Source organism: Klebsiella sp. K5-306, from assembly GCF_051835185.1.
GTDB classification, from domain to species: Bacteria; Pseudomonadota; Gammaproteobacteria; order Enterobacterales; family Enterobacteriaceae; genus Klebsiella; species Klebsiella oxytoca.
On record NZ_JAIFJY010000006.1, the window covers coordinates 265,242 to 278,188 of the forward strand.

The following is a 12,947-nucleotide window of genomic DNA, read 5'->3' on the forward strand; positions in this document are numbered from 1 at the left end:
TTTTTACAGTTCGATTTCAGTCAATACCATTACATGGTCTGAGTGAAGGTACGAGTAATAACGTCCTGCTGCTGTTCTTTAGTCAGGGAGTTAAAACGTACTGCATAACCGGATACGCGGATGGTCAGCTGCGGATATTTTTCCGGGTTTTCCATCGCGTCGAGCAGCATTTCGCGGTTCATGACGTTGACGTTCAGGTGCTGACCGCCTTCGATGGACGCTTCGTGGTGGAAGTAACCATCCATCAGGCCTGCGAGGTTAGTTTTACGAACTTCGTCGTCTTTACCCAGTGCGTTCGGAACGATAGAGAAGGTATAAGAGATACCATCTTTCGCGTAAGCAAACGGCAGTTTAGCAACGGAGATCAGAGAGGCAACTGCACCTTTCTGGTCACGGCCGTGCATCGGGTTAGCACCTGGTCCGAACGGAGCGCCAGCGCGACGACCGTCTGGGGTGTTACCAGTTTTCTTACCATACACAACGTTAGAGGTGATGGTCAGAACGGACTGAGTCGGGATAGCGTTACGGTAGGTGTGCAGTTTCTGAATTTTCTTCATGAAACGTTCAACCAGGTCAACGGCCATATCATCGACGCGAGAGTCGTTGTTACCAAACTGCGGGTATTCGCCTTCGATTTCGAAGTCGACAGCCAGACCGTTTTCATCACGAATCGGTTTAACTTTCGCATATTTGATTGCAGACAGGGAGTCAGCAGCAACGGACAGACCTGCGATACCACATGCCATAGTGCGGATAACATCACGGTCGTGCAGCGCCATCAGGGAGGCTTCGTAGCTGTACTTGTCGTGCATGTAGTGGATGATGTTCAGCGCAGTGACGTACTGTTTAGCCAGCCAGTCCATGAAGTGATCCATGCGGTCCATCACTTCATCGAAGTTCAGAACGTCGCCTTTGATCGGTTCAGATTTAGGACCAACCTGCATTTTCAGTTTTTCATCAACGCCGCCGTTGATTGCGTACAGCATGGTTTTCGCGAGGTTAGCGCGAGCACCGAAGAACTGCATTTGCTTACCAACAACCATCGGGCTTACGCAGCAAGCGATAGCGTAGTCATCGTTGTTGAAGTCTGGGCGCATCAGGTCATCGTTCTCATACTGCAGAGAAGAGGTATCGATGGACACTTTTGCAGCGAATTTTTTGAAGCTCAGCGGCAGTTTTTCAGACCACAGAATGGTGATGTTCGGCTCCGGAGACGGCCCCATGGTGTACAGGGTGTTCAGGAAACGGAAGCTGTTTTTGGTTACCAGAGTACGGCCGTCAACGCCCATACCGCCGATGGATTCAGTTGCCCAAATCGGGTCACCGGAGAACAGTTCATCATATTCTGGAGTACGCAGGAAACGAACCATACGCAGTTTCATGACCAGGTGGTCAATCATTTCCTGAGCGTCTTGCTCGGTGATTTTACCGGCTTTCAGGTCACGTTCGATGAAGATGTCCAGGAAGCTGGAGGTACGACCGAAGGACATTGCCGCGCCGTTCTGAGATTTAACGGCAGCCAGGTAACCAAAGTAGGTCCACTGGATAGCTTCCTGAGCGGTGGTAGCAGGACCAGAGATATCGCAGCCATATTTAGCCGCCATTTCTTTGATCTGACCCAGCGCACGGTGCTGCTCAGAGATTTCTTCACGCAGACGGATGGTTGCTTCCAGATCTTCACCGCTTTCCAGTTTGTCTTGCAGAGAGACGAACTGAGCGTATTTGTCTTTCATCAGGAAGTCGATACCGTACAGCGCAACGCGACGGTAGTCACCGATGATACGACCACGACCATAGGCATCCGGCAGACCGGTCAGAACGCCAGATTTACGGCAGTTCAGGATGTCTTTGGTGTAAACGTCAAACACGCCCTGGTTGTGGGTTTTACGGTATTCAGTGAAGATTTTCTTCAGCATTGGGTCCAGCTCGCGATTGTACGCTTTGCAGGAGCCTTCTACCATTTTGATACCACCGAACGGGATAATCGCACGTTTCAGCGGCGCTTCAGTCTGCAGACCAACGATTTTCTCGAGACCTTTCTCGATGTAGCCAGCGTCATGAGAGGTGATGGTGGACGCAAGGGAAGTATCAAAATCAACAGGCGCGTGAGTGCGGTTTTCCTGTTTAACGCCTTCCATTACGGTGTCCCACAGCTTGGTGGTCGCTTCAGTTGCGCCAGCCAGGAAGGACTCGTCACCTTCGTACGGGGTATAGTTTTTCTGGATGAAGTCGCGGACGTTGACTTCGTTCTGCCAGTCACCTTTCGCAAAACCTTCCCAGGCTGTGGCTAACTTTTCATTAAGCTCGGACATGTAACACCTACCTTCTTAAGTGGATTTTTTATTTACTGCCTGAAACAACCCTTAGTGATGGTTGTCGCCACGCAGGTAAATGACCCAGTATGTCAACCCAACCAGCAGACCACCGCCGATGATGTTCCCGATTGTTACCGGAATCAGGTTATCAGTGATGAAGTTCATGACGGTCAGGTGAGAGAAACTTTCCGGAGTTGAACCAACTGCGGTCCAGAATTCCGGGCTCGCAAAGTCGCGAATGACGATACCCAGCGGGATCATAAACATGTTCGCGATACTGTGCTCAAACCCGCTGGCAACAAACATTGCCACCGGTAAAACCATAATCATGGCTTTATCCATCAGGCTACGGCCGGAGTAGCTCATCCATACCGCAAGGCAGACCATCAGGTTTGCCAGGATACCCAGGCACACAGCTTCAATAAAAGTATGGTGCATTTTGTGGTCGGCGGTTTGCAGAACGTTAAGTCCCCATTGACCGTTGGCAGTCATATATTCGCCTGAAAGCCACATCAGCAATACAAAGAGTAAGCAACCAACCAGGTTACCAACATAGACGTTTAGCCAGTTTTTAGCCAGCTGACCCCATGTTATTCTTCCGCTGGCTTTCGCCACAACGATAAGAACGGTTGAAGTAAACAGGTCGGCACCGCATATAACGCAGAGAATCAAACCCAGTGAGAAGCAAATGCCTCCAATCAGTTTGGCAACCCCGAATGGCATCCCGGCCGTGCCGGTTGTCGCGGTAATATAGAAAACAAAAGCGATAGAGATGAAGACACCTGCGGTGATAGCCAGATAAAACGTCTTTATCGGATGTTTTGTCGCTTTATAGACACCTGCTTCTTCGGCGACTTTCGCCATGGCAGCAGGGAGTAAAAGATCAAAAGGGTTGTCAGCTTTCACACTAACTCTCTCTTTATGTAAGTTGGCGGTGAGATACTAACAAAGCATTATAGAAGGGAATTTGATGTAGATCATATCCTACCGGAACTATAGGCCCTTTTAGTGTGTGGAATTGATGTTTTTTATATCTAATTATTTGATTTTTAACGAAAAAATAAATTTTAAATTTTACAAATAATGTTGATTATTTTCATTTTACCCCCGTTTTTCGGTTAATTAAAATGGGGTATTTTTATTAAATATTAACAATATTTGCGGCACCATTTTATTATTTCTCACCACTAATTAACTTTATGGCTACAACCTGGTTGCGGGTTGTGGAAAACATAAAAAAAGGGGGCCTATTTGCCCCCTCATCATACGGTGATTCAGGCAGTAAAGTGAGCTTATTTACCCCAGAATACAGCTTTTGCGCGCTGTAGCTTTTCGTAGGCTTTCAGTAGCGACTGGTGAGCCGGGAAAGCGAGCAGATCGCTGTCTACTGCCTGCAGCCCATAGAACGGTGCTTCTCCGCTAAGCGCGGCGCTGGCGGCTTCAACGGCATCGGCGCCGTACATGCGTACGAAAGCGTTGAGATACTGCAGTGGCTGACGTTCCTCTTCCTGGCTCAGCAGCAGCAGAGTTTGCAGGCAGCGGTAGTAATTAGCGCGTTCGGCGCTAAAGATTGAGGCATTAAATTCCATGGTCCACTCGGTCCAGATCAAGGCCTGCTCGAGATCGCCGCCCGCCAGCGCCAGCATTGCTTTTAGCTCGCCAATGCGCAGCGTATACCAGCCGTTGTCTTTACCGGTCGCCAGACCGAGCAGTTCGCGCACACGGGTGAAATCATCAAGGCCTTCATCATCCATTTGCTCGATAAGCGCCAGATAATCTTCTTTTTCCCATTCGCTTTCCGGCAGAGAAAGAATCGTTTCCCGCAGAGGTGCGCCCATGCTGTTATTCGCCAGCCAGAGGTCTTCCGCCGGATAGATATCAGACATGCCCGGAACAATTATCCGGCAGGCGTAGACGCTAAGGTGTTCGTAATCGGCGATGTAAACTTCTTTATCTTCTTGTTTAAAGATAGCCATCAGGGTGGCGAACTCTTCCTCCGTGGTGCCGGAGAAGCTCCAGTCCACGAACGGGTAGTCGGCATCCTGCTTAAACATATCCCAGGAGATCAGGCCGCTGGAATCGATAAAGTGCGTTTCAAGATTCGCATGTTCGGCGACTTCTTCATCATCAAAGGTTGGCGGCGTGAAGACGTCGAGATCTTTCAGGCTGCGGCCCTGCAGCAGTTCGGTAACGGTACGTTCCAGCGCCACGCCGAAATCAGGATGCGCGCCAAACGAGGCGAAACAGGTGCCGTTTGCGGGGTTAAACAGCACAACGCAGATAACCGGATATTTGCCGCCGAGCGAACCGTCATAAGCGAAAATCGGGAAACCTTCGGCCTCCAGCTTGTTGATGGATTCAACCACGCCCGGATAGCGCGCCATCACCTCCGCCGGGATCTCCGGGAGGCTGATACTTTCAGCGATAATGCGGTTTTTAATATGGCGTTCGAACACTTCCGAGAGGCCCTGAACGCGGGCTTCGTTGCGGGTGTTGCCCGCGGACATTCCGTTAGAAACGTAGAGGTTGCCGATGATATTCATCGGAATATAGACCGTTTCGCCATCTGACTGACGGGTGAACGGCAAACCGCAGACGCCGCGATCGTCATTACCTGACTGCAGATCGACCAGCATGCTGGCGGTTAACTGATCGTCAGGATCGTAGAATGCGCGCAGGCGGGCATCCAGCAGGCCTTCCGGTACTTCGTCATCGTCGGTTAAAGGGAACCATTTTTCATTCGGATAGTGAACGAAAGGCGCGTTGGCGATGGTCTCGCCCAGCCAGAAGTCGGCAAAAAAATAGTTAGTCGAGAGACGCTCAAAGTACTCTCCAAGGGCCGAGGCCAGCGCGGCTTTTTTGGTGGCGCCTTTGCCGTTGGTGAAGCACAGGGCGCACTCTTTATCGCGGATATGCACTGACCAGACGTGCGGTACCGGGTTGAGCCATGAGGCCTCTTCAATATCAAATCCGAGGTCGTGCAACTTCTGCTGGAAGCGAGCGATGGAATCTTCCAGGGCGGCATCTTTGCCGGGAATAAACGTTTGAGTCATGGCAGTCACTTTTATCGTACGTAAAGCGCGCAATGATACGGGTTTTATATGACAGGTGCTATCTCCATCGTCTGGCTATGCTTATGTCACTCAATAACTGTTCAGGCGTTAACCATGAAGACATTTGACTGGCATCGTATGGCACTGGATAAAGTGCCCGTGGAGTTTCTGGCCGAGGTGGCACTGCGTAGCCTCTATACCTTCGTCCTGGTATTTATTTTTCTTAAGATAACCGGGCGGCGTGGCGTTCGACAGATGTCTCTTTTCGAAGTCCTCATCATTTTGACCCTCGGTTCGGCGGCAGGGGACGTCGCGTTTTATGATGATGTTCCCATGCTGCCGGTACTGGCGGTATTCATTACCCTGGCTCTGTTGTATCGATTGATTATGTGGCTGATGGGGCATAGCGAAAAACTGGAGGACTTGCTGGAAGGTAAGCCGATTATTGTTGTGGAGAACGGCGAACTGGCCTGGGAGAAACTGCAGGCGGAAAATATGACCGAATTCGAGTTTTTTATGGAACTGAGAATCAGCGGGGTTGAGCAACTGGGTCAGGTACGGCTGGCCATTCTGGAAACCAACGGCCAGATCAGCCTTTATTACTATGAGGATGAAGATGTTAAAGCCGGGCTTTCCATTCTGCCTTCCCGTTTTACCGATCGTTTTATCACCATCCCTCACGATGATGAGTACGCCTGCGTTCGCTGTAGCGCAATCCTTACGCTACGAGCTGGGGATAAACAATTATGCCCTCGCTGCGCAAATGCAGAATGGTCGAAGGTCAGTCGGGCAAAAAGAGTCACCTGACAGCAATTATGTCGGTTTTATGACGTCAAGCTGGCAGATTCTTTTGTGTGACCGAGTCCGCATTTCCCCCAGGCTCAGTTTTAGCCATTGCGGTGCGTGTCACTGAATGATAAAACCGATAGCCACAGGAATAACTTATGCCCGCGACGGTTCGCGGGTAAATAACATAGCAAGTGGTGAGGGGAAATGGCTCAGGTCTATAACTTCAGTTCAGGCCCGGCAATGCTGCCGGCGGATGTACTCAAACTGGCGCAAAAGGAGCTTTGCGACTGGAACGGTTTGGGGACGTCGGTGATGGAAATCAGCCACCGTGGTAAAGAGTTCATCAAGGTGGCTGAAGAGGCGGAACAGGATTTTCGCTCCCTGCTCAATATTCCTTCCAATTACAAAGTCTTATTTTGTCACGGCGGCGGTCGCGGACAGTTTGCTGGTATCCCGCTGAACCTGCTGGGTGATAAAACCGTTGCCGACTACGTTGATGCCGGCTACTGGGCAGCCAGCGCGGTTAAAGAAGCGCATAAATACTGCAAACCGAACGTGATTGACGCCAAAATCACCGTTGACGGCCAGCGCGCGGTTAAACCGATGAGCGAATGGCAGCTGACTCCGGGCGCGGCCTATCTGCACTACTGCCCGAACGAAACTATCGATGGTATTGCCATTGAAGAAACGCCTGATTTTGGCGACGATGTCATCGTGACGGCGGATTTCTCCTCGACTATTTTGTCTCGTGAAATTGACGTAAGCCGTTATGGCGTAATTTACGCAGGCGCGCAGAAAAACATCGGTCCTGCAGGTCTGACGCTGATTATTGTGCGTGAAGATCTGCTGGGTAAAGCCAGCATAGCCTGCCCGTCGATTCTTGATTACTCCATCCTGTCGGCCAATGACTCTATGTTTAACACGCCGCCGACGTTTGCCTGGTACCTCTCCGGCCTGGTGTTTAAGTGGCTGAAAGAGCAGGGCGGCGTTGCCGCTATGGATAAAATCAACCAGCAGAAAGCCGACCTGTTGTATAGCACCATCGATAACAGTGGTTTCTATCGCAACGATGTCGCTGCGGCGAACCGTTCGCGCATGAACGTGCCGTTCCAGTTGGCCGATAGCGCGCTTGATAAACTGTTCCTCGAAGAGTCGTTTGCCGCTGGTCTGCATGCGCTGAAGGGCCACCGCGTAGTGGGAGGCATGCGCGCTTCCATTTATAACGCCATGCCGCTGGCGGGCGTGAAGGCGCTGACCGACTTTATGCAGGACTTCGAACGCCGTCACGGCTAATCGCTGTCGTATTTTTCATCCCCGCAGCTCGTCTGCGGGGTTATTATTCTGTTTGTTTGAGAGTTGAGTTTAATGGAATCCCTGACGTTACAACCCATCGCACGCGTAGATGGCACAATTAACCTGCCCGGGTCCAAGAGTGTTTCTAACCGTGCTTTGCTACTGGCGGCATTGGCCCGCGGCACGACGGTGCTGACCAATTTGCTGGATAGCGACGATGTACGCCACATGCTGAATGCCCTGAGCGCGCTGGGAGTTCATTACACCCTGTCTTCCGACCGTACCCGCTGTGAAGTCACCGGTAACGCCGGCCCACTGCACGCGGCTGAAGCATTAGAACTGTTCCTCGGTAATGCCGGAACGGCCATGCGTCCGCTGGCGGCGGCGTTATGTCTGGGGAGTAACGATATTGTGCTGACCGGCGAGCCGCGAATGAAAGAGCGGCCGATTGGTCACCTGGTTGACGCGCTGCGTCAGGGCGGGGCGCAGATTGATTATCTGGAGCAGGAGAATTACCCGCCGCTGCGCCTGCGCGGTGGTTTCAGCGGTGGACAGGTTGAAGTGGACGGCAGCGTTTCCAGCCAGTTTCTGACCGCGCTCCTGATGACCGCCCCGCTGGCGCCTCAGGATACCGTCATTGCGATTAAAGGCGATCTGGTATCCAAACCTTATATTGATATTACGCTGCACCTGATGAAAACCTTTGGCGTTGAGGTTGAAAATCAGTCTTATCAGCGATTTATCGTGCGCGGCAATCAACACTACCGCTCGCCGGGCGATTATCTGGTTGAAGGCGACGCCTCCTCGGCATCCTACTTCCTCGCCGCCGGAGCAATTAAAGGCGGGACGGTAAAAGTCACCGGTATTGGCCGCAATAGCGTGCAGGGCGACATTCGGTTTGCCGATGTGCTGGAAAAAATGGGCGCAACCATTACCTGGGGCGATGATTATATCGCCTGCACGCGCGGCGAACTGAACGCCATCGATATGGATATGAATCATATCCCGGATGCCGCGATGACTATCGCCACGGCCGCCCTGTTCGCCAAAGGCACCACGACTCTGCGCAATATTTATAACTGGCGCGTCAAGGAGACTGACCGCCTGTTTGCTATGGCCACTGAGCTGCGTAAAGTGGGAGCTGAAGTTGAAGAAGGGGAGGATTTCATCCGCATCACTCCGCCTGCGAAGCTCCAGTTCGCTGAAATCGGCACCTATAACGACCATCGTATGGCAATGTGTTTCTCGCTGGTGGCGCTTTCCGATACGCCGGTCACCATCCTTGATCCGAAGTGTACGGCAAAAACTTTCCCGGACTACTTCGAACAGCTGGCGCGAATCAGTACGCTGGCCTGAATCACGCGAATTTTAGGTGAAAACGCCGACCCTTGGGTCGGCGTTTTTTTATGTCTGCTTGTCGGGCGGAAAACTAAATGCTAGCCTTGGTTGCTTGTAAATACAGGATTTATAAGCATTTAATATGCTAATCAATGGATGATTGATATGAGAAATACAAAAGTAATGCTGGCTTTAGCGGTTTCCGCCACGTTGTTGGCAGGTTGTAAAAATATGCAGGGGGTGGACACCAACGCCCTCGTAAGTTCAGGGATGACGGCCTACAAAGCGGCAACGCTTTCTGACTCTGAAGTCAAAGCGCTTTCCGACGATGCCTGTAAGCAAATGGATAGCGAAAATAAAAAGGCCGGCGCTTCAAGTAAGTACACCAAGCGTCTGAATAAAATTGCCAAAGCGTTAGGTAATAATATCAACGGCACCCCGGTAAACTATAAGGTTTACATGACATCAGACGTCAACGCCTGGGCAATGGCCAACGGCTGCGTCCGCGTCTATAGCGGCCTGATGGACATGATGACCGATAATGAAGTTGAAGCGGTTCTGGGCCATGAGTTGGGCCACGTAGCGCTGGGACATTCGCGCAAAGCGATGCAAACCGCCTATGCGACCATTGCCGCGCGTGATGCAATTTCAGCCACCAGCGGAGCGGCTGCAAGTTTGTCTAAATCTCAGTTGGGCGATATCGCAGAGGGAATGATTAACTCCGCTTTCTCCCGCTCTCAAGAGTCCGATGCTGATGATTTCTCCTACGATCTGCTGAAAAAGCGCAACATCAGCACTCAGGGGCTGGTGGGCAGCTTCGACAAACTGGCCAGCCTTGACGCCGGCCACAGTAAATCTCTGTTCGATTCACACCCGCCTTCAGCTGAACGCGCGCAGCATATCCGCGACCGTATCGCGGAAGATAAAAAGTAAAACTGCCTCATCTTCCGGGCTGATGCTCCATCAGCCCGCTATAATTGCACAATTCTTCCGCAATAGATTTCCAGTTATCCGTAATTTACAACCAATGCTCACTTTCCGTCGAAGAGATGCGTATAATGCGCGGCGTTTATATATTTATGCGCCTTGCTAAAGGAGAAAAAGATGACGGCAACAGTTCCGGTAATCACCATTGATGGGCCTGGCGGTGCGGGCAAAGGCACGTTATGCAAGGCAATGGCAGAAACGCTGGGCTGGCATCTGCTGGATTCTGGGGCGATTTATCGCGTTCTTGCTCTCGCTGCGCTGCATCACCATGTTGATGTTGAATCCGAAGAGGCGCTGGTGCCGCTGGCCGCGCATCTTGATGTCCGTTTTGTCTCCACTGATGGTAGCCTGGAAGTCATTCTGGAGGGGGAGGACGTTAGCGCGGAAATCCGCACTCAGGATGTGGCCAATACGGCCTCTAAAGTCGCCGCTTTTCCGCGCGTGCGCGAGGCATTGCTGCGCCGTCAACGAGCCTTCCGTGAGCTGCCCGGTTTGATCGCTGACGGACGCGATATGGGAACCGTGGTATTCCCCGATGCGCCGGTGAAAATTTTCCTTGACGCTTCCGCGGAAGAACGTGCGCATCGCCGCATGCTTCAGTTGCAGGAGAAGGGCTTTAGTGTTAACTTTGATCGCCTTTTATCCGAGATAAAAGAGCGCGACGACCGCGATCGCAATCGTACAGTGGCGCCGCTTATCCCGGCTGCCGATGCCTTAGTTCTTGATTCCACAGAACTAAACATTGAGCAAGTGATTGAAAAAGCGCTACAATATGCGCGCGAAAAACTGGCTTCCGCTTAATCTTATCGTCGATAAAGCACAATAGCCTGCGAATTATAGCAGTACCCCGCAGCAACGGACTGTTTGCGGGTATGTTAAACAACCCCATCCGGCATGGAGCCTGGTGGACGTTAAATATGAAACCTGAAGATTAAACATGACTGAATCTTTTGCTCAACTATTTGAAGAATCCTTAAAAACAATCGAAACCCGTCCGGGTTCCATCGTTCGTGGTGTTGTTGTTGCTATCGACAAAGACGTAGTACTGGTTGACGCCGGTCTGAAATCTGAGTCTGCCATTCCGGCAGAGCAGTTCAAAAACGCCCAGGGCGAGCTGGAAATCCAGGTTGGTGACGAAGTTGACGTTGCTCTGGATGCAGTAGAAGACGGCTTCGGTGAAACCCTGCTGTCCCGTGAGAAAGCTAAACGTCACGAAGCTTGGATCACGCTGGAAAAAGCTTACGAAGACGCTGAAACTGTAGTCGGTATTATCAACGGCAAAGTTAAAGGTGGCTTCACTGTTGAGCTGAATGGTATTCGTGCGTTCCTGCCGGGCTCCCTGGTAGACGTTCGTCCGGTGCGCGACACGCTGCACCTGGAAGGCAAAGAGCTTGAATTCAAAGTCATCAAGCTGGACCAGAAACGTAACAACGTCGTTGTTTCTCGTCGTGCCGTTATCGAATCCGAAAACAGCGCAGAGCGCGATCAGCTGCTGGAAAACCTGCAGGAAGGCATGGAAGTTAAAGGTATCGTTAAGAACCTCACTGACTACGGTGCATTCGTTGATCTGGGCGGCGTTGACGGTCTGCTGCACATTACCGATATGGCATGGAAACGCGTTAAGCATCCGAGCGAAATCGTAAACGTTGGCGACGAAATCACTGTTAAAGTGCTGAAGTTCGACCGCGAACGTACTCGTGTATCTCTGGGCCTGAAACAGCTGGGCGAAGATCCGTGGGTAGCTATCGCTAAACGTTATCCGGAAGGTACCAAACTGACCGGTCGCGTGACCAACCTGACCGACTACGGCTGCTTCGTTGAAATCGAAGAAGGCGTTGAAGGCCTGGTTCACGTTTCCGAAATGGATTGGACCAACAAAAACATCCACCCGTCCAAAGTTGTTAACGTTGGCGATGTAGTGGAAGTTATGGTTCTGGATATCGACGAAGAACGTCGTCGTATCTCCCTGGGCCTGAAGCAGTGCAAAAACAACCCATGGCAGCAGTTCGCGGAAACCCACAACAAGGGCGACCGTGTTGAAGGTAAAATCAAGTCTATCACTGACTTCGGTATCTTCATCGGCCTGGACGGCGGCATCGATGGCCTGGTTCACCTGTCTGACATCTCCTGGAACGTTGCAGGCGAAGAAGCAGTTCGTGAATATAAAAAAGGCGACGAAATCGCAGCAGTTGTTCTGCAGGTTGACGCAGAGCGCGAGCGTATCTCTCTGGGCGTTAAACAGCTCGCAGAAGATCCGTTCAACAACTGGGTTGCACTGAACAAGAAAGGCGCAATCGTAAACGGTAAAGTGACTGCAGTTGACGCTAAAGGCGCAACCGTAGAACTGGCTGACGGCGTTGAAGGTTACCTGCGCGCTTCTGAAGCTTCCCGTGACCGCGTTGAAGATGCCACCCTGGTTCTGAGCGTGGGCGACGACGTTGAAGCTAAATTCACCGGCGTTGATCGTAAGAACCGTGCAATCAGCCTGTCTGTTCGTGCGAAAGACGAAGCTGATGAGAAAGATGCCATCGCAACTGTTAACAAACAGGAAGATGCAAACTTCTCCAACAACGCAATGGCTGAAGCTTTCAAAGCAGCTAAAGGCGAGTAATCTTAGTCTTTCGGGTTACAACAACCTGAATTATGACGAGTTTACTTGACAGATTGCAGGATTCGTCCTGTAATCAAGCACAAAGGGCGGCTACGGCCGCCCTTGTTTAAGCTGTTAGCTAATTTTGCCTTGAAGGAAACCGGAGGAATAATGACCAAGTCAGAATTGATAGAAAGACTTGCCAGCCAGCAATCTCACATTCCTGCGAAAGCAGTGGAAGATGCTGTTAAAGAAATGCTGGAGCATATGGCCTCAACGCTTGCTCAAGGCGAGCGCATTGAAATCCGCGGTTTCGGCAGCTTCTCTCTGCATTATCGAGCACCCCGCACCGGGCGTAACCCAAAAACTGGCGATAAAGTTGAACTGGAAGGTAAGTACGTTCCCCACTTTAAGCCGGGCAAAGAATTACGCGACCGCGCCAATATTTACGAAGAGTAAGTTTCGCTGAGCGGCGACAACATACTTAAACGTTAAAAAAGCACCTTTGGGTGCTTTTTTTATGCCTTTAAAGCTGTACTGGAAGTTGCCTCGCAAAACGTCAGTTCTTTTGCGTTAACAGAG

Annotated in this window: 10 protein-coding genes; 7 read left to right on the forward strand and 3 right to left on the reverse strand. The window is 51.3% G+C overall.

Translation table 11 applies throughout. The features are described 5' to 3' along the window. Positions 1 to 29: 29 nt before the first annotated feature. The 3 genes from pflB to ycaO all read right to left on the reverse strand — a co-directional run bounded on the left by pflB (position 30) and on the right by ycaO (position 5,368). Positions 30 to 2,312, reverse strand: a complete 2,283-nt coding sequence (gene pflB, locus K2184_RS12230) for a formate C-acetyltransferase (protein ID WP_439237756.1) — start codon at positions 2,310 to 2,312, stop codon at positions 30 to 32. Positions 2,313 to 2,363: 51 nt separating this feature from the next. Next, positions 2,364 to 3,221: a formate transporter FocA gene (gene focA, locus K2184_RS12235; protein ID WP_004100685.1), complete on the reverse strand. Its 858-nt coding sequence runs from the start codon at positions 3,219 to 3,221 to the stop codon at positions 2,364 to 2,366. A gap of 386 nt (positions 3,222 to 3,607) precedes the next feature. After that, a complete protein-coding gene (gene ycaO / locus K2184_RS12240; protein ID WP_004100686.1) occupies positions 3,608 to 5,368 on the reverse strand; it encodes a 30S ribosomal protein S12 methylthiotransferase accessory factor YcaO in 1,761 nt (586 codons plus the stop codon). Positions 5,369 to 5,482: 114 nt separating this feature from the next. On the opposite strand from ycaO, the gene K2184_RS12245 reads away from it, so the two are divergent. The 7 genes from K2184_RS12245 to ihfB all read left to right on the forward strand — a co-directional run bounded on the left by K2184_RS12245 (position 5,483) and on the right by ihfB (position 12,824). Further along, complete coding sequence (locus K2184_RS12245) at positions 5,483 to 6,175, forward strand: DUF421 domain-containing protein (RefSeq protein ID WP_004100689.1); 693 nt, start codon at positions 5,483 to 5,485, stop codon at positions 6,173 to 6,175. A gap of 186 nt (positions 6,176 to 6,361) precedes the next feature. Beyond that, positions 6,362 to 7,450, forward strand: a complete 1,089-nt coding sequence (gene serC, locus K2184_RS12250; protein ID WP_004100691.1) for a 3-phosphoserine/phosphohydroxythreonine transaminase — start codon at positions 6,362 to 6,364, stop codon at positions 7,448 to 7,450. Positions 7,451 to 7,522: 72 nt separating this feature from the next. After that, positions 7,523 to 8,806, forward strand: a complete 1,284-nt coding sequence (gene aroA, locus K2184_RS12255) for a 3-phosphoshikimate 1-carboxyvinyltransferase (protein WP_023320650.1) — start codon at positions 7,523 to 7,525, stop codon at positions 8,804 to 8,806. 147 nt (positions 8,807 to 8,953) lie between these two features. Further along, on the forward strand, positions 8,954 to 9,721 hold the full coding sequence (locus K2184_RS12260) for a M48 family metallopeptidase (protein ID WP_004100700.1): 768 nt from the start codon (positions 8,954 to 8,956) through the stop codon (positions 9,719 to 9,721). Between the two features lie 171 nt (positions 9,722 to 9,892). Further along, positions 9,893 to 10,576, forward strand: coding sequence for a (d)CMP kinase (cmk, locus tag K2184_RS12265; protein WP_004100701.1), 684 nt, complete (start codon positions 9,893 to 9,895; stop codon positions 10,574 to 10,576). A gap of 136 nt (positions 10,577 to 10,712) precedes the next feature. Continuing rightward, positions 10,713 to 12,386, forward strand: coding sequence for a 30S ribosomal protein S1 (gene rpsA / locus K2184_RS12270; RefSeq protein ID WP_004100702.1), 1,674 nt, complete (start codon positions 10,713 to 10,715; stop codon positions 12,384 to 12,386). A 150-nt stretch (positions 12,387 to 12,536) separates the two neighbouring features. Next, the gene (ihfB, locus tag K2184_RS12275) at positions 12,537 to 12,824 is read left to right on the forward strand and encodes an integration host factor subunit beta (RefSeq protein WP_004100704.1); all 288 of its coding nucleotides are present in this window, start codon (positions 12,537 to 12,539) and stop codon (positions 12,822 to 12,824) included. Positions 12,825 to 12,947: the final 123 nt, after the last annotated feature.